The organism is Bacillus sp. AFS077874 (assembly GCF_002566505.1).
Lineage (GTDB): Bacteria > Bacillota > Bacilli > Bacillales > Bacillaceae_G > Gottfriedia.
In genome coordinates this window covers 77,552-99,237 of sequence record NZ_NUYF01000010.1, presented here as the reverse complement: position 1 = coordinate 99,237, position 21,686 = coordinate 77,552, and the positions used below count along the sequence as shown (strand labels likewise).

21 protein-coding genes, 1 pseudogene and 1 other annotated feature are annotated in these 21,686 nt (G+C 35.2%); of the genes and pseudogenes, 18 read left to right on the top strand and 4 right to left on the bottom strand.

Annotated features, from left to right (window positions below; genetic code table 11):
- Positions 1–8: 8 nt before the first annotated feature.
- Positions 9–254, bottom strand: a complete 246-nt coding sequence (locus tag COJ46_RS11705) for a zinc ribbon domain-containing protein (protein WP_097974694.1) — start codon at positions 252–254, stop codon at positions 9–11.
- Positions 255–674: 420 nt separating this feature from the next.
- Positions 675–913 (top strand) — a binding site (T-box leader).
- A 51-nt stretch (positions 914–964) separates the two neighbouring features.
- Here COJ46_RS11705 and asnS point away from each other — a divergent pair.
- The 14 genes from asnS to COJ46_RS11635 all read left to right on the top strand — a co-directional run bounded on the left by asnS (position 965) and on the right by COJ46_RS11635 (position 13,571).
- The gene (gene asnS / locus COJ46_RS11700) at positions 965–2,356 is read left to right on the top strand and encodes an asparagine--tRNA ligase (RefSeq protein ID WP_097974696.1); all 1,392 of its coding nucleotides are present in this window, start codon (positions 965–967) and stop codon (positions 2,354–2,356) included.
- A 183-nt stretch (positions 2,357–2,539) separates the two neighbouring features.
- Positions 2,540–2,794 carry a YqkE family protein gene (locus COJ46_RS11695; RefSeq protein WP_056475570.1) on the top strand — a complete coding sequence of 85 codons (255 nt, stop codon included), beginning with the start codon at positions 2,540–2,542 and terminating at the stop codon, positions 2,792–2,794.
- A 268-nt stretch (positions 2,795–3,062) separates the two neighbouring features.
- Complete coding sequence (locus tag COJ46_RS11690) at positions 3,063–4,562, top strand: 4-hydroxyphenylacetate 3-hydroxylase family protein (protein WP_097974698.1); 1,500 nt, start codon at positions 3,063–3,065, stop codon at positions 4,560–4,562.
- A gap of 59 nt (positions 4,563–4,621) precedes the next feature.
- Entirely contained in the window at positions 4,622–5,368 is a 747-nt protein-coding gene (locus tag COJ46_RS11685; RefSeq protein WP_097974700.1) for an IclR family transcriptional regulator, read from the top strand.
- Positions 5,369–5,420: 52 nt separating this feature from the next.
- On the top strand, positions 5,421–5,960 hold the full coding sequence (locus COJ46_RS11680) for a 3-hydroxyanthranilate 3,4-dioxygenase (protein ID WP_056475668.1): 540 nt from the start codon (positions 5,421–5,423) through the stop codon (positions 5,958–5,960).
- Positions 5,945–6,982 (top strand): amidohydrolase family protein, encoded by a 1,038-nt coding sequence (locus COJ46_RS11675; protein ID WP_176522475.1) that lies wholly within the window; start codon positions 5,945–5,947, stop codon positions 6,980–6,982. Before COJ46_RS11680 ends, COJ46_RS11675 begins: the two co-directional genes overlap by 16 nt.
- Positions 6,951–7,412 carry a RidA family protein gene (locus COJ46_RS11670; RefSeq protein ID WP_097974701.1) on the top strand — a complete coding sequence of 154 codons (462 nt, stop codon included), beginning with the start codon at positions 6,951–6,953 and terminating at the stop codon, positions 7,410–7,412. Before COJ46_RS11675 ends, COJ46_RS11670 begins: the two co-directional genes overlap by 32 nt.
- Before the next feature lie 56 nt (positions 7,413–7,468).
- On the top strand, positions 7,469–8,941 hold the full coding sequence (locus COJ46_RS11665) for an aldehyde dehydrogenase (RefSeq protein ID WP_097974703.1): 1,473 nt from the start codon (positions 7,469–7,471) through the stop codon (positions 8,939–8,941).
- Positions 8,942–8,971: 30 nt separating this feature from the next.
- Positions 8,972–9,748: a 2-keto-4-pentenoate hydratase gene (locus COJ46_RS11660; RefSeq protein ID WP_420488138.1), complete on the top strand. Its 777-nt coding sequence runs from the start codon at positions 8,972–8,974 to the stop codon at positions 9,746–9,748.
- Between the two features lie 14 nt (positions 9,749–9,762).
- Positions 9,763–10,644, top strand: coding sequence for an acetaldehyde dehydrogenase (acetylating) (locus COJ46_RS11655; RefSeq protein WP_097974707.1), 882 nt, complete (start codon positions 9,763–9,765; stop codon positions 10,642–10,644).
- Positions 10,645–10,674: 30 nt separating this feature from the next.
- Entirely contained in the window at positions 10,675–11,694 is a 1,020-nt protein-coding gene (dmpG, locus tag COJ46_RS11650) for a 4-hydroxy-2-oxovalerate aldolase (protein WP_097974709.1), read from the top strand.
- A 16-nt stretch (positions 11,695–11,710) separates the two neighbouring features.
- Positions 11,711–12,481, top strand: coding sequence for a 2-keto-4-pentenoate hydratase (locus tag COJ46_RS11645; RefSeq protein ID WP_098565951.1), 771 nt, complete (start codon positions 11,711–11,713; stop codon positions 12,479–12,481).
- A 6-nt stretch (positions 12,482–12,487) separates the two neighbouring features.
- Entirely contained in the window at positions 12,488–12,670 is a 183-nt protein-coding gene (locus COJ46_RS11640) for a tautomerase family protein (protein ID WP_097974712.1), read from the top strand.
- Between the two features lie 181 nt (positions 12,671–12,851).
- The gene (locus COJ46_RS11635; protein WP_098565950.1) at positions 12,852–13,571 is read left to right on the top strand and encodes a YwiC-like family protein; all 720 of its coding nucleotides are present in this window, start codon (positions 12,852–12,854) and stop codon (positions 13,569–13,571) included.
- A gap of 98 nt (positions 13,572–13,669) precedes the next feature.
- On the opposite strand, the pseudogene COJ46_RS11630 reads toward COJ46_RS11635, so the two are convergent.
- A pseudogene (locus tag COJ46_RS11630) lies at positions 13,670–14,409 on the bottom strand (Mrp/NBP35 family ATP-binding protein).
- A gap of 171 nt (positions 14,410–14,580) precedes the next feature.
- On the opposite strand from COJ46_RS11630, the gene COJ46_RS11625 reads away from it, so the two are divergent.
- From COJ46_RS11625 to COJ46_RS11610, 4 genes are read left to right on the top strand one after another with little or no spacing between them, the layout of a single operon-like run.
- Positions 14,581–15,759, top strand: a complete 1,179-nt coding sequence (locus COJ46_RS11625; RefSeq protein WP_176527941.1) for an MFS transporter — start codon at positions 14,581–14,583, stop codon at positions 15,757–15,759.
- Complete coding sequence (fdhF, locus tag COJ46_RS11620; RefSeq protein ID WP_098565949.1) at positions 15,756–17,882, top strand: formate dehydrogenase subunit alpha; 2,127 nt, start codon at positions 15,756–15,758, stop codon at positions 17,880–17,882. Before COJ46_RS11625 ends, fdhF begins: the two co-directional genes overlap by 4 nt.
- Before the next feature lie 23 nt (positions 17,883–17,905).
- Positions 17,906–18,448: a 4Fe-4S dicluster domain-containing protein gene (locus COJ46_RS11615; RefSeq protein WP_098565948.1), complete on the top strand. Its 543-nt coding sequence runs from the start codon at positions 17,906–17,908 to the stop codon at positions 18,446–18,448.
- 29 nt (positions 18,449–18,477) lie between these two features.
- On the top strand, positions 18,478–19,011 hold the full coding sequence (locus tag COJ46_RS11610) for a QcrA and Rieske domain-containing protein (RefSeq protein ID WP_098565947.1): 534 nt from the start codon (positions 18,478–18,480) through the stop codon (positions 19,009–19,011).
- A gap of 314 nt (positions 19,012–19,325) precedes the next feature.
- Here COJ46_RS11610 and COJ46_RS11600 read toward each other — a convergent pair whose 3' ends face one another.
- On the bottom strand, positions 19,326–19,862 hold the full coding sequence (locus COJ46_RS11600; protein WP_098565945.1) for a hypothetical protein: 537 nt from the start codon (positions 19,860–19,862) through the stop codon (positions 19,326–19,328).
- 242 nt (positions 19,863–20,104) lie between these two features.
- On the bottom strand, positions 20,105–21,613 hold the full coding sequence (locus tag COJ46_RS11595; protein ID WP_098565944.1) for a nitrate/nitrite transporter: 1,509 nt from the start codon (positions 21,611–21,613) through the stop codon (positions 20,105–20,107).
- Positions 21,614–21,686: the final 73 nt, after the last annotated feature.

Below are 21,686 nucleotides of genomic sequence, written 5' to 3'. Positions count from 1 at the left end.
ATCACTCTCTATCCAAAAAGAATATCAAGAATTGTTGTTAACTCACCACGTGTTTTACCTTCTAAAATTGAAGGATTATAAACCTCAACAAAGCCACAATTTAAACAAGAAACAAATAAAAAATGATTATAATCGATATCAAGTAACTTACTTAAACCTGAACCCGACATTGATACTTCTTTCGTTTTAGCGTGTGTGTGTTTACATTTCGAACAAACAAATTTATCCTTTAACAATTCTTCTGCTCTAGCCATAAATAAAACCCTCCTTTTTAGTAAAGTGTATCATAGGAAAAAGAAAATTTAATAAAGGGATTTTGACAATAAAATTAAGAAATACAAGTTTGAAAATTGAACATTGTCGCTTAATGTTCATAAATACTCCTATTATGATATAAGAAGATTCATGAGTAATAGAGTTTAATTAGCTATAAGGTGTCTATGGGTAAGTAAAAAGGGAATAAGGTGGAGTATGCTTACTCATAAGGCGTTCATGAGGAAGTAAAAAGGGAAAAGATGTAGTTTTGGTTCCTCATGAGGTGTTCATGAGGAAGTAAAAGTGGAAGAAGATGGAGTTTGGTTCCTCATCAATGAATATATTTTGGTGGACAACTAGACAAGAGATTATGATTTATGATAAATTATACAAGAAAAATTCCTTTAAAAACTACATATTTTAAATCGATGAAAAGGAAAGTAGTTTTTGCTATATTCCATAGCGAGCTAGGGACGGTGGAAGCCTAGTGATGAAGCATGAATGAAGAACACCTTTGAGTTCTAACCGAACAGGATCTCTTAAGTAGGCTTAGACGTTACCAGCACGTTATTAACTGGGATAAGCAGTGTTAGCTTTAAAGTTGGTCATATTATGACAATTTGGGTGGTACCGCGGAAGTTAGTCTTTCGTCCCTTTTATAGGGATAGAAGGCTTTTTTTATTGGAAAATTAACATAAGGAGGCTAATTATGATAAAGACTGTAGTAAAAGATTTATACAGAAATCAAGAAAATTTTAAAGACAAAACCGTTCAAATTTCAGGATGGATTCGTACTCTTCGTGATTCTAAAACAATTGGTTTTATGGAGTTAAACGACGGTACATTCTTTAAGAGTGTACAAATAGTATTTGAGGATAATCTTGATAATTTCAAAGAAATTACGAAGTTACCGATTAGCTCTACTGTTTTAATAGAAGGTGAATTTATTCCAACTCCGGAAATGAAACAACCTTTTGAAATTAAAGCGACAAAAATTGTGATTGAAGGATTATCAGATACAGATTATCCATTACAAAAAAAGAGACATTCTCTTGAATATTTAAGAACAATTGCACATTTACGTCCAAGAACGAATGCATATTCAGCGGTTTTCAGAGTAAGATCACTTGCATCATATGCCATTCATAAATTCTTCCAAGAAAAAGGATATGTATATGTACATACACCGATTATTACTGGAAGTGACACAGAAGGCGCAGGAGAGATGTTCCGTGTGACAACAATGGATCTGAACCAACTTCCAAAAGCTGAAGGCGGAAAAGTCGATGAAGGCGCGGATTTCTTCGGTAAAGAAACTAACTTAACTGTAAGTGGCCAATTAAATGGTGAAGCTTATGCCCTTGCTTTCCGTAATGTGTATACATTTGGTCCGACATTTAGAGCGGAAAATTCAAATACTGCACGACATGCCGCAGAATTCTGGATGATTGAGCCGGAAGTTGCTTTTGCAGAACTACCAGATATCATGGATCTTGGTGAAGACATGGTTAAGTTTGTAATTAATTACGTATTTGAACAGGCACCTGAAGAAATGGAATTCTTTAATAGCTTTATTGATAAAACTCTTATTGAAAGATTAAAAAATGCATTAGAATCTGACTTTGGTAGAGTTACTTATACTGAAGCTGTTGAATTATTACAGAACTCTGGTAAAAAGTTTGACTACCCAGTTGAATGGGGAACAGATTTGCAAACTGAACATGAACGTTACTTAAGTGAGGAAATTTATAAGCGTCCTGTATACGTAACTGACTATCCGAAAGAAATTAAAGCATTTTATATGAGAGCGAATGAGGATGGCAAGACAGTTGCTGCGACAGACTTATTAGTTCCTGGTATTGGCGAATTAATCGGAGGAAGTCAACGTGAGGAAAGAGAAGACGTCCTTGTAGAGCGAATCAAAGAACTTGGTATGAATGAAGAAGATTACTGGTGGTATTTGGAGCTTAGAAAATACGGCGGTACAAAACATTCTGGTTATGGAATTGGATTTGAACGACTTGTTATGTATTTAACAGGAATGAAAAACATCCGTGATGTAATACCATTCCCACGTACACCAGGAAATGCAGATTTTTAAATAGAAAAATGAACAATAGGATGCTGCGGCATCCTATTGTTTTTATGAAGAGCCAAAAGAAACTGAGTTTTAGTATTTGAAAAAAGAGAAATAGTAGTTTTATAATATAATAAGCAAAGATGAAATACTTCTCTTCCTACTATAAATTAATGATAAAATAATGGAAATGGAAGGTGATATAAAATGAAAAAAAGAAAACCGCAGCAGCCTGTAAAACCGGCGTACGAACAGAAAGAAAAAATATCATTAGGATCATTAATGAATGAAGAAATTCTTCAAAAATTAAAAAATACAAAAAAACAATTGCAAGAAAATGAAACAAAGCTAAAAGAGGAAGAAGAAGCACGTATTCGTGAAGAAAAGAGATTACGTGAGAAAAATAAATCATTCGAAGAGTTACTTAACGAGAGTAATATCTCTTGGAAGGACTTTAAATAAGACGCTAAATGAGCGTCTTATTTTTTTGCACGTGTAAAAAATTAATTTAATCATTTTTTTATAATAAATTTCACATTGTGAAATTTTTTGATTGTTCAAAATTTTATAATTTTTTATAGTGAAATTAAGTTAAACAAAAGGTAGTAGGTGGTGTAAATAATTTAAGATAGTGAAATTGAACTTTTTGAAAGCGCTTAAAAAAATTTCCGAATTCGATTTAAAAAACAAATGTTAAAAAAATTACATATCGGAGTGGAGGAATTATTAAATGGGTATTCGTACAGGAGCGCAATATATTGATGGACTAAAATCTAGAAAGCCAGAGGTATGGCTAGGTGGAGAAAAGGTAGAGGATATCGTAAACCATCCAGTTTTCAAACAACCAATTCTAGAGATTGCAAAATTATATGATATGCAGTTCGATCCAGCTTATCAAGACAAAATCACACATATTAGTGAAGAAACTGGTGAGCGAATTTCTAATGCATTTTTAGTGCCTAAGTCATCTGAAGATATTAAAAAACGTGGAGATTTGTTCGAAGCATATGCTAAGTCAACATTTGGTTTAATGGGAAGAACACCAGATTTCTTGAACATTGTTTTAACTTCAATGGCAAGTAATTCATGGTTTTTAGATAAATATAATCCAGAGTGGTCAAAAAATGTCCAAAATTATTTCAAATTTGTTCGTGATAACGACATCTTCTTAACGCATGCAATTATTAACCCACAAAATGATCGCAGCAAGCCATCTTATGAACAAAAAGACTTATTTACTCATTTAGGTGCTGTTGAAGAAACGGTTGATGGATTAGTCGTTAGAGGGGCTAAAATGCTTGCAACATTAGCACCAATTACAGATGAAGTCATTATTTATTCATTCCCTGGATTCCACGAAGGTGATGAGCGATATGCTTTAGCATTTGCACTTCCGATTGACACGCCAGGATTAAAAATTTTATGTAGAGAGCAGATGCAAGATGGTAAAAGATCATTTTTTGATCATCCATTAGCATCTAGATTCGAAGAAATGGATGCTGTTCTTGTATTTGAGGATGTGTTAATTCCTTGGAATCGTGTATTTATTCATAATAATGTTGAAGCTGCAAATAATCTATACCCAAAAACAGGTATTGCACAACAGCCTGCTCACCAGTCTGGCGTAAGAGGCTATGTAAAATTAGCTTTTGCAGTAGAGGTAGCATGCAGGTTAGCTGATTCAATTGGAGTAGATGTTTATTTAAATGTCCAAAATGACTTAGGTGAACTACTACAATCAGTTGAAACAATTCGTGCTTTACTTCGAGTTTCCGAAATAGAGTATGAAACATTACCTTCAGGCGAAGTAAGACCGGCATGGGAACCACTTGAGACGATTCGTGGCTTGCTTCCAACTATGTACCCAAGAGCAATTGAAGTGATTCAAACAATTGGTGCAGGTGGCTTATTAATGTCACCAACAGAAGCAGACTTTGAACATCCTGAACTAAGAGATGCTATGGATAAATACTATGTTGGACGTGAAGGCGTATCCTCATTAGACCGAGTTCAATTATTCAAACTTGCATGGGATTTATGTGGAGAAGCTTTTGGACAAAGAGCACTTCAATATGAAAGATATTATACTGGTGATCCAATTCGAAAAAGAGCAATTTACTATAACCAAATGAAACGTAAGAAAACGTTTAGTATGGTGGACGATGCATTAAACGGAGCAAAAAACTTAAAAGGAGTATCGACTAATCTAGCGAATTCTAAAGTTAACTGATTAATTTTAGAAAGCAGGGATTTTATGAAATTTTTTAGCATCAAAGAGGAGGGGATCTAATGATCTCTTCAGTTCAAAAGATTTCTAGAATATTAGATTGCTTTACAGAAGAAGAACCAGTCCTAGGAAATTTAGAAATAGCTGAAAAGTTAAATATGAATGCAAGCTCGGTCCATCATTTAGTTCGAACTCTTTGTGCTGAAGGGATTTTAATTCAGGATAGTAAGAAAAAGTATCGACTTGGTTGGAAGTTGCTTGAATGGAGTAATCACGTTATGTATCAACAAGACATATATCGTGAAGCCATTCCGTTAGTAGAAAATCTGCTAAAAAATTATGATAGTACGGTTCATATCGGAATGTTTGATAAAGGGGACGTAAGATTTGTCTTAAAAGTTTCCTCTAAACATTCGATACCTGTACCAACATTTATAGGAGCTAAACGGCCTGCATATTGTACGAGTACCGGTAAAATTCTACTATCATATAATCCAGCATACTTAAAAACAACGATTGAAAAAGGCTTTAAAGCTTATACAACAAATACAATTACGACTATTGATGCATTAAAAAAAGAAATGACTGCGATTAAAGAGAATGGCTATAGCATAAGCAACAATGAAAATGATTTAGGATTATTCGGAATTGCAGCTCCAATTCAAACATATACAGGTCAAACTTTTGCAGCATTAAATATGGTTGGACCAGTTTCGTATATGATGAGCCAAGACATAGGTCGAATGATTCAAGATGTTGTGAAAACTGCTAAAACAGTCTCAAATCAGCTTGGTTATATTAATGCGTAATGATAGCGCTTACTTAAGTTCAAATTAAAATGAATTAATTGGAGGATTAGAGATGAATCTTAAAAGTCGAGTTTTTAATATTTTCAAATTGATTGAGGATAATAAAGAGCTATTAAAACCACCAGTTAATAATAAAGTTATTTGGGAAGATTCAGAGTATGCTGCAATGATTATTGGAGGACCAAATAAACGTAGAGACTTCCATATCGATCCTGCAGATGAATTTTTTTATCAAATTAAAGGCAATTGCTATGTTGAGTGTATTACACCGGATGGTAAGCGTGAAGTTGTAACAGTTGGAGAAGGTGAAATTTTTATGCTTCCTTCTTTTGTTCCACATTCACCTCATAGAGTAAAAGATTCATATGGGATTGTGCTTGAACGAAAAAGAGCAGAAGGTGAATTAGAAAGCTTTGTTTGGTTCTGTGATGAGTGTAATGAAGAGATGCATAAAACGACTGTTCAATTAACGGATATTGGTACGCAAGTAAAAGAAGCGATTGAGCAATTTAATGCTAGCCTTGAATTAAGAACATGTAAAAACTGTGGTCATGTCATGAAAGAGGAAGCGGATGAATGGGTATGCGTATAGACTTTCATACACACATCATTCCTGAGGATTTACCGAATTTTTTTGAAAAATACGGTCATGAAAGATGGCCAATTTTACAACCGACATGTTCATGTGGTGCCAATATTATGGTTGCTGGAAAAGTATTTAGAGAAGTAACTGATCAAGTTTGGAGTCCTGAAAAAAGAATTGAGGACATGAATAATGAAGATGTAACAATGCAAGTGCTGTCGCCAATTCCAGTTACCTTTTCGTATTGGGCACCAGCTCCAGCAGCATTGGAAATGGCTCAAATTCAAAATGATTTCATTGCAGATACAGTTAAAAAGAATCCTTCAAAGTTTATTGGATTAGGGACAGTACCAATGCAGAACGCTGAAATAGCTATTAGGGAAATGGATCGCTGTATTCATACACTTGGATTAAGTGGACTAGAAATTGGTACAAATGTAAATGGAACAAATCTAGACAGTGATGAGTTTAGTCCATTTTTTGAAATGGCTGAAAAATGGAATGTACCATTGTTTATTCATCCATGGGAAACATTAGCGAAGGATCGTACTCCCGATCATAATTTTATGTACACGGTTGGAATGCCGAGTGAAACAGCTTTAGCTGCTGCTAGCTTAACATTTGGTGGAGTGATTGAAAAATATCCGAAATTAAAGATTTGTTTTGCACATGGCGGAGGTTCATTCCCATTTATTCTACCTAGATTAGATCAAGGATGGAAGGTATGGCCTCATTTGCGCAAAACTGCCTATCCACCAAGTCATTATGTAAGTAATTTCTATTTTGATTCTCTTCACTATGATCCTATTAATATTCAATTTTTAATTAACCGATTTGGCTATGACAAAATTGTGATGGGCTCGGATTATCCTTTCTTATTGAGAGAAACGCCACCTGGAAGAGTGATTAATCAAATGGATATTAATAAAGAAATGAAAGAAGCGATTTTAGGAAAAAATGCCCTGAAATTTTTAAATATTAAGGAGGCAGATTTAGTTCATGGAAAACAAAGTATTGACTCCAGAAGATAGATTAATAAGTTTAGGTTATACACTTAAACCAATAAGACCGGCATCAGGTAATTATGTAAAGTCTGTTCGTACAGGTAATCTACTATTTACATCTGGTCAAGGTGTAGATGAATACCATGGCAAAGTTGGACGAGAGTTGACGCTAGAGGAAGGATATGCTGCCTCCAGGGAGTCAATGTTAAATTTAATTAGTGTATTAAAGTACGAATTAGGTGAACTTTCAAAAGTAAAACGAATTGTAAAAATATTAGGTTTCGTAAATAGTACAGAAGATTTCTACGATCATCCGAAAGTGATGAACGGAGCTTCTGACCTTTTAGTAGAAGTGTTTGGTGAAAGAGGAAAACATGCTAGGTCAGCTGTTGGGATGGCACAGCTTCCACATAATACAGCGATCGAAATTGAAATGGTTGTAGAAATAGAGGATTGAAAAATTTGGTGACACTCGTGTCACCTTTTATTCTATTAGAATGGTAGGTGCCTATTATGCAAGTTACAGAGAAGAAAAATAAAACATTACCGATTGATTGTAAGCATTTTATTGATGGACAATATATTCCTTCTTTTAATCAAAAAACATTTTTAAATATTAATCCTGCGACTGAAGAAGTATTAGGTTCTGTTTCTGAAGGTGGCGAGTTAGAAATTGATCTAGCAGTAAAAGCAGCAAAACGAGCGTTAAAAGGTGAGTGGAAACAATTTACTAGCAATCAAAGAGCGGCAGTATTAAGAAAAATCGGCGATGGAATATTAGCTCGAAAAGAAGAATTAGCGGCGTTAGAGGCAATGGATACTGGAAAGCCATATGATCTTGCTTTAGAAGTTGATATTACTCGATCGGCTCACAATTTTTATTTTTTTGCTGATTATATTACAACGTTAAGCTCTGAGTCTCATATGCAAGATCAAACTGCCTTACATTATACATATCGTAGGCCTGTAGGTGTAGTCGGAATGATTAACCCATGGAATCTCCCTTTATTACTATTAACATGGAAGCTTGCACCTTGTTTAGCGGCTGGCAATACAGCAGTTATGAAGCCAGCAGAATGGACACCAATGACAGCTACAGTTTTAGCTGAAATTTGTAAAGATGCAGGCGTACCAGACGGAGTTGTGAATGTTGTTCACGGATTTGGAGCAAATGCGGCAGGTTCAGCTTTAACAGAGCACAGAGATGTTGATGCCATCACATTTACTGGTGAAACAAAAACAGGTTCTTCAATTATGAAGGCGGCAGCTCCAACGTTAAAAAAATTATCGTTTGAGCTTGGTGGAAAAAATCCAAACATTATCTTTGCTGATTCTGATTTAGACGAAGTGATTGAAACAACTTTAAAATCATCTTTTATGAATCAGGGAGAAGTTTGTTTATGTGGATCTAGAATTTATGTTCAGAGATCAATCTTTGATGAATTTATTGATAAATTTGTCGCAAAAACAAAGGAATTAAAAATTGGCGATCCGTTTGAAGAAGGCACAAAAGTAGGTGCGGTCATTAGTAAAGAACATTACGAAAAAGTATTATCTTATATCGAGATTGCAAAAGAAGAAGGCGGAACTATTTTAACGGGTGGCAGTAGACCAGCATCAATTGAAAAAGGATGCTTTATCTCACCGACAATCATTACAGGATTAAACCGTGATTCTAGATGTGTAAGAGAAGAAATATTTGGACCAGTCGTAACAGTTATGCCTTTTGATTCAGAAGAAGAAGTGATTGAATGGGCAAATGATACTCATTATGGTTTAGGAGCTACAATTTGGACAAATGATTTACGCAGAGCTCATCGTGTTGCTCATCAAATTGAGGCTGGAATTATTTGGGTAAACACTTGGTATTTAAGAGATTTACGTACACCATTTGGAGGTATGAAGCAAAGCGGTTTAGGTCGTGAAGGTGGAATTCATAGCTTTGAGTTTTATAGTGAATTATCGAATATCACGATTAAATTATAAGAATACAAAAGGGGGCCAAAGAAAGTGAAGATTACTAGTGTAGACGAGTTAACAATTCTGCTGCAAGAAGCAGAAGACAGTGGAGTTAGTATAAAAGCTTTAACTGAGATTTTTCCTGGATTAACTGAAAGGGAAGCCTATCAAATTCAATTAACAAATATCGAAGAAAAATTGAAAAAAGGGCAAAAAATTATCGGTAAAAAAATTGGATTAACTTCGATTGCTATGCAGGAGTTATTAGGGGTAGATGAACCAGATTACGGTCACTTACTAACAGATATGAATATTCCTAATTTCGGTGAAGTACAAGTTGCAAATATGATTTTACCAAAAGTAGAAGCTGAAATTGCATTTGTCTTAAAAAAGGATTTAATCGGTCCAAATATTACATTTGAGGATGTAGTGAATGCAACAGATTATATTGTGCCTGCAATAGAGGTAGTTGATAGTAGAATCGAAAATTGGAAAATTCGATTAGAGGATACAGTTGCCGATAACGCATCATCATGCTTATTTGTTCTTGGCAATGAGCGTTTCGATGTAAAGGAAGTTGACTTACCGAATGTTACGATGGAATTATATCGTAACGAAGAATTGATGAATTCAGGTAAGGGAGAGGCAGTGTTAGGAAACCCAATCCATTGTGTAGCATGGTTAGCCAATAAATTAAGTGAATTTGGAATCGCTCTAAATGCAGGAGAAATTATTTTATCAGGAGCTTTATCAGCTGCAATTAATGTAAATGCTGGGGACTTATTTACTGCGAAGTTTCCATTATTAGGTGACGTCTCGATTTCATTTAAATAAATGAGGTGGTAATTATGAATAAGTTAAAAGTCGGAATCATTGGTTCGGGAAATATTGGAACAGATTTAATGATGAAATTACAGAATAATCCATTTCTAGAATTAACAACGATGATCGGAATTGATCCAGAATCTGACGGGTTAAATCGTGCAAAAGAATTAGGAATTGAAGTAATCGATAATGGAATTCAAGGATTCATTGAACGAAAAGAACTGGCTGATTTATTGTTTGATGCAACTTCCGCAAAAGCTCATTTTCATCATGCAAAAGTACTTGGTGAATTAAAGAAGCGCGTGATTGATTTAACGCCAGCCGCAATTGGACCATTTGTCGTACCACCTGTAAATTTAGGTTCACATATAGTCGAAAGTAATGTCAATTTAATAACATGTGGTGGCCAAGCAACGATTCCAATCGTTCATGCGGTAGGTCAAATTGCAGAGGTTGAGTACGCAGAAATCGTTGCTACAATTAGCTCAAGAAGTGCCGGACCTGGTACACGAGCAAATATCGATGAGTTTACTGTAACAACGGCTCGAGGACTTGAAGAAATTGGTGGAGCTAAAAAAGGAAAAGCGATCATTATTTTAAATCCGGCAGAACCACCAATTATGATGAGAGATACAGTTTATTGCAAAGTTACGAATGAAGATTTTAACCATGAAAGCATGATTCATTCCGTTAAGCAAATGGTGAAAAAGGTTCAAGCTTATGTACCAGGATACCGTTTAAGAATGGATCCAATTATAGATGGTTCAACTGTAACTGTTTATTTAGAAGTTCAAGGATCAGGGGACTACTTACCTAGCTATGCAGGAAACTTAGATATTATGACTGCATCAGCAGTAAAAGTAGCAGAAGAGATTGCACAATATGAAGTGGTAAAAACGGTTTGAAAAAGTGCCTAAAGAAAGTGAGGGAGTGCAATGTTTGGAAAAGAAGTCATTATAACTGAAGTAGCACTTCGAGATGGAAGTCATGCAATTGCTCATTCGTATACAGTAGATCAAGTCGTTCGAATTACGAAGGCTCTTGATGATGCAAAAATGCCTTTTATTGAAGTATCACATGGAGATGGTTTAGGTGGTTCTTCATTACAATATGGTTTATCAACAACGAATGAATTTGAATTGATCGAAGCAGCGGTCAATTCATGTAATCATTCAAAGATTGCTGTCTTACTATTACCTGGTATTGGAACAGTAAAGGAATTAAAAACGGCAGCAAAAATTGGAGCAAAAATGGCTCGTATAGCTACCCATGTTACTGAAGCTGATGTTTCGAAACAACATATTTCTATGTCAAAAGAGCTTGGATTAGAAACTGTTGGATTTTTAATGATGTCCCATATGGCACCAGTTGAAAAATTAGTTGAACAAGCCAAATTGATGGAAAGTTATGGTGCGGATGTCGTCTATATGGTTGACTCTGCAGGAGCGTTTCTTCCACATGAAGTAAAAGGACGTATTGCTGCTTTACGAGGGTCTCTTGATATTGAAGTTGGATTCCATGCACATAATAATCTTTCTTTAGCGATGGCAAATACACTAGTAGCGATTGAAGAAGGAGCTACTAGAATTGATGGAAGTGTACGCTGCTTAGGTGCAGGTGCGGGAAATACACAAACTGAAGTGTTAATTGGTGTATTAGAGCGATTAGGAATCAAGACAGGAATTGATTTCTATAAAATGATGGACTTAGCAGAGGAGATTGTTGCACCAATTCTCCAAACACCACAAGAGATTACTAAAGGTAGTCTAATTTTAGGTTATGCAGGAGTGTATTCTAGTTTTCTATTACATGCCAATCGAGCAGCTAAAAAATGGAATGTTGATGCAAGAGATATCTTAATTGAATTAGGAAAACAAAAAGTAGTCGGTGGGCAAGAGGATATGATTCAAGAAGTTGCTTGTATGTTAGCAAATAAAAAATTGTCTGTTTTTTGAGAGGAGACGAAGAAAAATGATTACTGAAATCGCGAATAAAATATATATGCACCAAAAAAACGGTCTAGAGATGGATAAAATTACGATTGAACATCCAGAATTAAACGTGAATAATGCTTACGAAATTCAAAAATTAAGTATTGATCATGCGATTAAAAATGGTGATCCATTAATTGGTTGGAAAATGGGATTAACAAGTATTGCTAAACAAAAATCTGTTAATGTTGATGAGCCGATTTATGGACGCTTAACAAAATCGATGGAATTAGAAGAAAATAAATTAAAGATGGAAGGTTCAATTCATCCTAGGGTTGAGCCAGAAATCGCATTTATGATTAACAAGCCATTATTTGGACATGATGTAACAGCAAAAGATGTATGGGAAGCAACTGAGTATATTGTACCTGCATTAGAGGTAATCGACAGTCGATATAAAAATTTCTCATTTACACTGACAGATGTCGTAGCAGATAATGCATCTTCATCAAAATTTATCATTGGTAAACAACACTATTCACCTACATATACATCTTGGGATGAAATTAATGTTGAATTATATAAAAATGGGGTTAAAGTGCAAAGTGGAGTAAGTTCTGATGTACTAGATCATCCTGTAGAATCAGTCGTAAAGTTAGTGCAGATGCTAAGTAAAAACGGCGAACAAATTGAGCCAGGGATGATTATCTTAACGGGCGGTATTACAGAAGCGATCCACGTTGAAGAGGGCGATGTTGTAGAAGCGCGTTTTGATGGAATCGAGACAATGAATCTAAAAGTAACGAGGTAATAAACTATGCCAATCATTCAAATTCAATTGATTGAAGGTAGAAGTACAGAATTAAAAAAACAATTAATGAGAGAAATAAATGAAGTTGTTTGTCGTACATTGGACGTTCAGCCAGCACAGGTAAGAATTTTAATAAACGAATTCGAAAAAGAAAATTGGTCCGTTGGTGGAGTTGCAAAGGATGAATAAAAAAAGTCCCTTTTTTAAGGGGCTTTTTGCTTGTTGGGAATCGCTTTATAGTTTAGAGGCCATTAAAGTAAATAGAGCTTTATGAAATTCTTAAACATAAAAAAATAGTGAACTAAATCACAGATAACCCATTATTGTTTCAGTATGATGTAGGAATAATAAGGAAAGTGGGTGCTATATTGTGAAATTAGTAGTTCCAAACCAACACGGTGCTTGGGCAATGCTTTTAATTCCTTATCTACTTGGAGTTGTCGCAAGTTCATTTCGTTTAATTCATATCCCTTTATTTATAGGTTGGTTTTTTCTATACCTTGCAACCTATCCTTTAATGATGGTGATCAAAGGGAAACAAGTGTCATTCCATTTTAATTGGGCGGTAGGCTATTTTTTCATTTCATTCGTATTTTTAGGACTCGTGATGTTTGTTGAGTGGAGATTGATATACTTCGGTTTAGCGATGATTCCATTCTTTTTATTAAACATATACTTCGTTAAGAGAAAAAACGAACGAGCCTTTACGAATGACATGGTTGCAATTGGTGTTTTTTGTATAGGTGGATTGGCTAGTTTTTATATAGGAAAGGGGGCACTTACAAGCGAAGGCTTGAGTGTAGCACTCTTCGTATTTTTATTCTTTTTAGGAAGCACATTCTTTGTAAAATCAATGATTCGAGAAAAAAAGAATAAGAGATTTCGTTGGTATTCGTGGGGATACCATTTTATCGTTCTATTATTTATTTTTACTTTAAAAGAATCTTGGCTTTGGATTCTCCCGTTTGCTCCTAGTTTGATAAGAGCAATTTCCTTGTACAATAAAAAACTTACTATTATGCAATTAGGGATCATTGAGATTATCAATTCTGTCATATTCTTAGTGGTAACTAGCTTGCTGTTTTTGTAGATTTAGTTCATTTATCATTCAAAGGTTCAACATACAAAAGCGACTTCTGCTAATTGAAGTCGCTTTTTTAGTATAGTTCAATCCCTTATAACATCATTTTATGCGTTAAATTTCAGATTAATAGTTGTAGCTAACTCTTCATAATGAAGAAATAATCTAGTATTCTCATCGTATATGGACGGAGTAGGTGAATTCTCAACAACTTCCTCGATCGGAAGTTTGGCAAGTACTTCGGTTCCTAATCGATCGGCTAATAAATCGCCACCTCCTTTTCCGAATATGTAGTACTTCTCGGATCCTTCGTTAGGTTGGAAGTAAGACATATTTTCAACCACTCCAAGAATTTCATGATTTGCTTTTTGGGCCATCGTACCTGCTCTCTCGGCGACAATTGATGCCGTTTGATGAGGGGTGGTGACAATAATTTCTTTACTTTGAGGAATAATGTGATGCATATCGAGCGCAATATCACCAGTCCCTGGAGGCATGTCTAGAATGCAATAGTCTAATTCTCCCCAAATGACATCTTTACTGAAATGCTCAACCATTTTTCCTAACATAGGGCCTCTCCAAACAACTGGATCATTGTTTTTGATGAAAAAACCCATAGAAATAATTTTTACTCCGTGTGACTCCACAGAGATGATTTTTCCGTTAAAAGTTTTTGGACTGATGACAATATTCATCATTCTAGGGATGCTAAATCCATAAATATCTAAATCAATTAAAGCAACTTTTTTGCCAGTATTGCAAGGGGAACTGCAAGATTTGTCACTACGATTGACTTACCTACCCCACCTTTTCCACTTGTTATAGCGATTACATTACCTGATAACATGTTCACACCTCTTTTAAAATTTTAAGGGTCTATTGTGTGATGTACTTCACAGTCTTGGAATTAGTCTTTCTGTACAATTATGACAAAGAAGAAGAATTCATCATGTACCCAATTTTATCAATTAATCAGGCACTTCGATGTTAAAAAAGTCACATGGAGGTTGAACATGAGATGAGAAAATCCCTCGAACGCTCATTTTACTCAAAAAGCAGTAAGTATTCGTTTTTCATTATTTTATTTTTACTTTTTACAACATGGATTGGGACGGACCGATTTTTACACTTTGATATGGCATTAACGGGGTATTTTATTTCTTCGATTATTTTTGCCGTAGGTTTAACAATCAGGATGTCAGCATGGCTGATCAGACCTGCAACACATCAGGTAATAAAGCGTAGTTTAAAAAATTTAAAAGAAAATACTAGAAAAAAACGTAATCTAGTATCGATCACCAAAACAGCATTTGAAAATATTTTCTTACAGAAATTTATCTTTAAAAGGGGTATTTACAGAGGTATACAGCATTTTCTAATTTCTTGGGGATGCATCGGTTCATTTGCAATAACCTTTGGATTGACATTTGGTTGGATGCACTTTGAACTCGTTGATCCAAATACATATACAATTGTTGTTATGGGGGTAGATACCATTACAATGGCGGCACACGGTATTTTCGCTGAAATGGTTTACAACGGGCTAAACATTACAGCTAGTATGGTACTTATTGGTGTCATCATGGCAATCGTAAGAAGAATTATGAGTCAAGATGTGAAGGTGACACAACGGGCTGAATTTGATTTATTACCTTTATATTTACTACTAACTGTAACAGTGACGGGACTTCTATTAACTGTTTCATATGTACTTTTAGACGGGTGGATGCATCATTATTTAACACTTATTCACCAAGTCTCAGTCGTTATTTTACTTATCTATTTTCCATTCGGAAAGTTATTTCATTTACCGATCCGTCCATTAGCAACAGCAGTTCCAATGAACTATCAACAAGAACTTAAGGTTGATACAAGGCCATGTAAAAGATGTGGGACACTCTATAGTTCTGATGATCAAATTAGCGATGTAAAAGATATATTAGCTGCCCAAAGCTTTGATTTACAACTTGAAGATAGAAGTTATCTCTCAGACTATTGTTTACCATGTCGAAGAAGAATCAGAGTTATGAAGCAATTAAATTCAGAGCCTCATCTTAAAAGCAGTGATCCAATATCTACAATAAATGGAATTCAAATGTCTGGTTTTAGTAAAAAAAGATCAGATGACTATTATCGCTTTCCAGAGGAAGTACAAAAAGATATTAATCAATATAAAAAAGGGGATCGTGAAGAATGAGCCAATACATCGTCAAAGAAGGTGTTAAAAACCTTCAAAAACCAGGAGAAAAATTAATTACTACCCATTGTTGTTATTGTGGAATGCAGTGTGGAATGCATATACGTGTGAATGAGAAATCCGGAAAGGTAGTTGGGGTAGAGCCAAGATATGACTGGCCAGTTACAAGAGGGAAAATGTGTCCAAAAGGCGTAACAGCATACCAAACTGTTGAGCACGATGAACGAATTCTTACACCACTTATTAAGAAAAACGGTGAATTTGTTAAAGCTACTTGGAAAGAAGCGCTAGACCTGATAGAAGAAAACTTTAAACGGATCCAAAAAGAAAGTGGGAGAGACGCTTTATCTGTTTTTGGTGGGGTATCTATGACGAATGAAAAATGCTATTTAGTCGGTAAATATGCGAGAGTTGGTCTTGGTACAAGGTTTATCGATTACAATGGTCGATTCTGTATGAGCTCTGCTGCAGGTGGATTCCTTAAGACACTCGGAACTGACAGAGGTTCAACCCTTCCGTGGCCTGAATTAGAACATACGGATTGTTTCTTTATCGCTGGTTCAAATACAGCCGAGTGTCATCCTACGAGCATTCAATGGTTGTGGAGAGCGAAGGACAAGGGAGCTAAACTGATTGTAGTAGATCCGCGAGAGACTCCAACAGCACGTGTTGCAGATGTACATTTAGATTTAAAGCCAGGTACAGACTCTGCATTGGCGAACGGAATGCTTCATCTACTCATTAAAAACGGCTATGTAGATCATGATTATGTAAATGAAAGATGTAATAATTTTGAAGAACTAAAGAAAACAGTTGAAAAGTTTACACCCGAGTATACTTCAAAGATAACAGGCGTGTCGGTTGGGAAGATCGTAAAAGCCGCTCATATATATGGACTATCTCAAAAATCAGTTGTTATGTTTGCAAGAGGTGTTGAGCAACAGTCAAAAGGTGTAGATAATGTTTCACTTTATACATCAATGGCATTGCTTAGGGGACAAATAGGTAGATTTGCTTCGGGGGTTGCTACTTTTACTGGCCAAGGAAATGGTCAAGGAGGAAGAGAGCACGGGCAAAAAGCCGATCTTTTACCAGGATATAGGAAGCTAACAGATCCAGAAGCGGTGAAGTATGTATCAAAAGTATGGGGAATCGATTCAAGCGAAATGCCAAAGCCTGGTGTTTCTGCATATGAAATGTTCGATGAAATTCAAAAAGGTACTATTCGTGGTATGCATGTTATTTGTAGTAACCCCGCAGTTTCTGCGCCGAATCTTGAACATATTTGGAACGGGTTTAGGAAGCTTGATTTCTTAGTTGTCAGTGACTTCTTCTTATCTGAAACAGCAGAGTTTGCAGACGTAGTATTACCAGCCACAACATGGGCAGAGGATGAAGGAACAACAACCAATCTAGAAGGGCGAGTAATTCGAATCCGTAAAGTTCGTGACCCTTTAGGTGAATCAAAGCCAGATTGGGAGATTGTTAGTTTAATTGCCGAACGAATGGGTAAAGGTAAATATTTTCCATATATAAATGCTGAAGAAGTATTTGAAGAGTTTCGCTTAGCCACTAAAGATGGGAAAGCAGATTATTACGGAATAACATGGGATCGAATTGATAAAGAAGACGGAGTGTTTTGGCCTTGTCCTTCTGAAGACCATCCAGGAACTCCAACGATGTTTATAAACCAGTTTGGAACGCCGGACGGAAAAGCTAATCTCCCATGTGTTGAATGGAAAGAAGCAGGTGAAACTCCAACGAAGGAATATCCTTTGTTCTTAACGACAGGAAGGGTAGTGTTTCACTATTTATCTGGTGCTCAAACAAGAAGAGTCAAATTTCTTATGGAACAATGTCCAGAACCATTCGCTGAGATGCATCCAGCGCTTGCAAGCAAATATGGATTGGAGAATGGCGACCTTGTAAAGTTGATCACACCGCGCTCTCATATGCTTGTAAAAACGAAATTAACAAAAGCTACGAGAAGAGATACGGTGTTTGTTCCATATCATTGGGGAAAAGAATTAGCGGTCAATCAATTAACCAATCCATGTTTAGATCCGATTTCGAGAATGCCAGAATTTAAAGTATGCTCACTGAAGATTGAGAAATATAAATAACTTTTGAATGGAGTAGGGGATAGATGAATAAAATCATGTATTTAGAATTTGAGCGATGTATAGGATGTCGTTCTTGTCAAGCAGCTTGCCGAGAATGCGGTGATCATGACGCAAAAGAAAGAAACTATGTAGAATATGTTGATTTCATGGAAAGTCGACAAACCTATCCGATGCTTTGTATGCAATGTAAAGATCCAGCCTGTGCACGTGTTTGTCCCGCGAATGCCATTCAAATAACAGAAGAAGGTGTAGTTCTTTCAGCTATGGAAGAGAAATGTATAGGATGTAGGAATTGTACTTTTGGCTGTCCGTTCGGTATTCCTAAGTTCGATTTTAAAGAAAATAAAATGTACAAATGTGACATGTGCTACGATCGCTCAAAATACGATATTGCACCAATGTGTGCTTCCGTATGTCCTAGTGATGCGATTCGTTTTATAGACTTTGATGAAATGCAGCAGTTGCGTAGAAAAAGATCTCAGATGAATCTCGTTGAAGGTAAAAAACCACAAGAAGGAAATAAGTGGGAATACGTTCCAGAATTCTTTGGAGTATATACAGATTAAGTACATATATCGCGAAAGGAGACGTACCTATGCCTCAAGAAAATAAAGGTAAACGAAATGTAAAAGAATCTAATGATGATATGATTAACTTAATCGATAATTTAAACAGAAATGAAGATTTAAAATTAAACAGAAGATCCTTTCTGAAGTCCGTTGTAGGGGCTTCTGTTGCTCTTGGATTAGCGACTGTTCCATTTTCAGCTATTGCCCTTAATAACAAGAAAGAAGATTTAAACAGACAAAAGATTATAAAGTTGAAAGACTTACCAAAAGATAGTTCAATAAAATTTAACTATCCAACAGCCGATGAACCTGCAATACTAGTACACACAAAAGATGGTAATCTAAAAGCTTATAATAATAAATGCACTCATTTACAATGCCCTGTTTTTTATGATAAAGAAGAATCAAAGCTATTATGCCCATGTCACCGCGGATTTTTTAGTGTGGACAATGGTCAGCCTCTAGCTGGCCCACCTCAGCGTGAATTACCACTAATTGAATTAGAAGTAGTAGATGGGGTTGTTTACGCAGTCGGAAGGAAAGTTCGTCATGGTGCATAAAAAATATTGGATAATCATATTTATAACCTTAATTGTTAACGTAGTGATGCTTCAATGGACGATTGAGTCTTTTTATGGAGAAGAGTATGAACATGTTAGGCTATATACAGTTATAGGAGTTGTTTCTTCTATCGTTTGCTTTCTTACCTACTTAAAATGGAGAAAGAAAGAATATCAAAAATAATCAAGGTACAGTGATAGAGTGTATGCTTTAGACGTAATAATAGAAATCCCCCGGTTTTTAAAAAACTGGGGGATTTCTATTGATGATTATTAATCAAATTTTGTGTGTTAATAGGTTAAGTATTTTTAAGTTACCACTCGTTTGTTGCTTCAATTAATAAACTGCTTCCTTTAAAGGATCTCTCTCCAAAATGTGTAATCAATATACATTCGATAATATTAGATGACTGTTCATCCATCTTGTAGCTAATAAACATACCAGAGGCAATCTCTTTATTTGTTTCATCGAATACTTGTACTTTTTTTCCTTCTAAACTACGTAGTTTCGCTTTTTGAAGAAAGGCAACCCAATAGTCCCAATTTGTAATGATGTATGCTCCTTCTCCATTTGTTAAGTAGCCTAATAAACTTTGAGAATCATTATATTCAGCATTAAGAACTAGAATAAGATTCTTAATAATATGGTGTACGATTGTATATTGTTTTAGATTTAATTGTGGGGGAATATTGATTTTTAAAGATCTTTTATCAGAATCTATGACACCTTCTAATTTAATGTTACCCTTTGTGTAAAAATACGTTCCTTTTTGAATTCCAAATCCCCTCAAATGAAGAGCATCTTCTATAGATAGATCAGGGCTAATACTGTGTAATTCAACAGTTAACATTATGAATATCTCCTCTGCGTTACTTTATCGTTATAATCGATTCATTCCTTATTATAGAAGAGAACAAAGAAAGATCCTGTGACATTTATTACAGGTAGGTGGGGAGTTTTATAAACATAAGTCTTCATACAAAAAAGAAGTGGTCCCTATTAAATGGACCACATTATGTAAAGAATCAAATCTATAATCTACTTCAGTGATGTTTTTACAAGTTATAGATATAGAATAAACTTCATTTTAAGTTAGTTTATTTTACTCTTACTAGTCGATAGATCACTAAACTGACCGATATAATAAATCACTTTGCCATTATCGTTACACACTTGAGTAATCGTCAGCCATTCTAAATAAACTTCACCATTTTTACGCTTGTTCCAAATTTCACCTTGCCAGCTACCTTGATCTTTGAGCTGTTTCCAAAGTTGTGAATAGAATGCTTTGTTGTGATGTCCTGATTGAAGGATACTTGGTTTTTTCCCAATGACTTCTTCTTTATTGTAGCCAGTTACTTTAGTGAAGAAAGGATTTACTTTTTGAATTACTCCTTGCTCATTTGTAACCATCATTGCTTGGGCTGTATTTTCTAATATTTTATATTCCGTTTTCAATTTTTCACGGAAAGTCATCCATACTACAATAACAAAACTGAGAAGGGCAAATTCAGATAAAGCCATAAATCCGATCGCATAATGTCCTGTCAAGCTAAAAACAGATGTTAAAATTAGAGGAGGGAAGAAGCCTCCTAAACCTCCCATAGCAGCAACTAAACCATTTACAATTCCGGCTTGTTTTGTAAAGTAAAGCGGTACTAATTTAAAGATTGTACCGTTTCCGATCCCTGCACAAACTGCTACTAATAAAACCCCTACAGTGTACAGTTTAATAGTAGGAGAAAAAGATAATAGAACTCCAGAGAAAGTTAGCCCACCAAAGACAAACAATAATATGTTGAAAGGATTGAATTTATCTGAAAGAAAGCCACCGATTGGTCGGAAAAGTGTTGCTAGAGCAATGAATCCAGCCGTACGTATACCAGCGTCAACAGGACTTAAATTAAAATTATTAACTAAGAAATTGGGTAAATAGATTGTAAAAGCAACAAATGATCCAAAAGTAATGAAATAGAATAAATTTAGTGACCATAAAGTTGAATTGCGATAAACCTCTTTTACTTGTTTTACAATCGGAACATTTACTTTCTTCTCATTTTTATTACCAAACAGAAAATTTAATAACGCAAAAGCAATTAGTAATACTAAATAAAATCTGACTGTTGTTTCCCAACCAAATGATTTCGCTAAAACAGGTGCAGAAAATGCAGTAATAGCTGTACCGATATTACCAGATCCATAGATTCCATTCACAAAACCATGTTTATTTGAAGAGTAATACTTTGGTAGTGAAGTTACTCCGATTGAAAAGACTGCACCACCTATACCAACAAACAATCCTCCAATAACTAAATCTAAAAGTGAATCAGCATGACTAATGAAAAATACAGGAAATAAAAGTGCAAGAAAACAGATGGTGAAAATAGGTCTTGCTCCAAATCGATTTGTGTAATACCCGATTGGAATACGGAGGATGCTTCCTAAAATTACAGGGATGGCAGTGACTAAAGAGACTTGCCCATTTGTTAATTCAATATCTTGACGAATATTTGGCATGAGTGAAGAAATGAGTACCCATACCATGAACCCTACGATGAGACTTGATGTTTGAAGAGGTAATTGGATTTTAGAACTTTTCATATAATGATGCCCCTTTCAATGGATCAATAATAAAATTTATTAACTAAATATTACCAATCAATCGAAAGTAATG

Bases quoted from the DNA above. Each gene is read 5' to 3' on its own strand.
- COJ46_RS11705 (WP_097974694.1), bottom strand. From the start codon at position 254: ATGGCTAGAGCAGAAGAATTGTTAAAGGATAAATTTGTTTGTTCGAAA.
- asnS (WP_097974696.1), top strand. From the start codon at position 965: ATGATAAAGACTGTAGTAAAAGATTTATACAGAAATCAAGAAAATTTT.
- COJ46_RS11695 (WP_056475570.1), top strand. From the start codon at position 2,540: ATGAAAAAAAGAAAACCGCAGCAGCCTGTAAAACCGGCGTACGAACAG.
- COJ46_RS11690 (WP_097974698.1), top strand. From the start codon at position 3,063: ATGGGTATTCGTACAGGAGCGCAATATATTGATGGACTAAAATCTAGA.
- COJ46_RS11685 (WP_097974700.1), top strand. From the start codon at position 4,622: ATGATCTCTTCAGTTCAAAAGATTTCTAGAATATTAGATTGCTTTACA.
- COJ46_RS11680 (WP_056475668.1), top strand. From the start codon at position 5,421: ATGAATCTTAAAAGTCGAGTTTTTAATATTTTCAAATTGATTGAGGAT.
- COJ46_RS11675 (WP_176522475.1), top strand. From the start codon at position 5,945: ATGGGTATGCGTATAGACTTTCATACACACATCATTCCTGAGGATTTA.
- COJ46_RS11670 (WP_097974701.1), top strand. From the start codon at position 6,951: ATGGAAAACAAAGTATTGACTCCAGAAGATAGATTAATAAGTTTAGGT.
- COJ46_RS11665 (WP_097974703.1), top strand. From the start codon at position 7,469: ATGCAAGTTACAGAGAAGAAAAATAAAACATTACCGATTGATTGTAAG.
- COJ46_RS11655 (WP_097974707.1), top strand. From the start codon at position 9,763: ATGAATAAGTTAAAAGTCGGAATCATTGGTTCGGGAAATATTGGAACA.
- dmpG (WP_097974709.1), top strand. From the start codon at position 10,675: ATGTTTGGAAAAGAAGTCATTATAACTGAAGTAGCACTTCGAGATGGA.
- COJ46_RS11645 (WP_098565951.1), top strand. From the start codon at position 11,711: ATGATTACTGAAATCGCGAATAAAATATATATGCACCAAAAAAACGGT.
- COJ46_RS11640 (WP_097974712.1), top strand. From the start codon at position 12,488: ATGCCAATCATTCAAATTCAATTGATTGAAGGTAGAAGTACAGAATTA.
- COJ46_RS11625 (WP_176527941.1), top strand. From the start codon at position 14,581: ATGAGAAAATCCCTCGAACGCTCATTTTACTCAAAAAGCAGTAAGTAT.
- fdhF (WP_098565949.1), top strand. From the start codon at position 15,756: ATGAGCCAATACATCGTCAAAGAAGGTGTTAAAAACCTTCAAAAACCA.
- COJ46_RS11615 (WP_098565948.1), top strand. From the start codon at position 17,906: ATGAATAAAATCATGTATTTAGAATTTGAGCGATGTATAGGATGTCGT.
- COJ46_RS11610 (WP_098565947.1), top strand. From the start codon at position 18,478: ATGCCTCAAGAAAATAAAGGTAAACGAAATGTAAAAGAATCTAATGAT.
- COJ46_RS11600 (WP_098565945.1), bottom strand. From the start codon at position 19,862: ATGTTAACTGTTGAATTACACAGTATTAGCCCTGATCTATCTATAGAA.
- COJ46_RS11595 (WP_098565944.1), bottom strand. From the start codon at position 21,613: ATGAAAAGTTCTAAAATCCAATTACCTCTTCAAACATCAAGTCTCATC.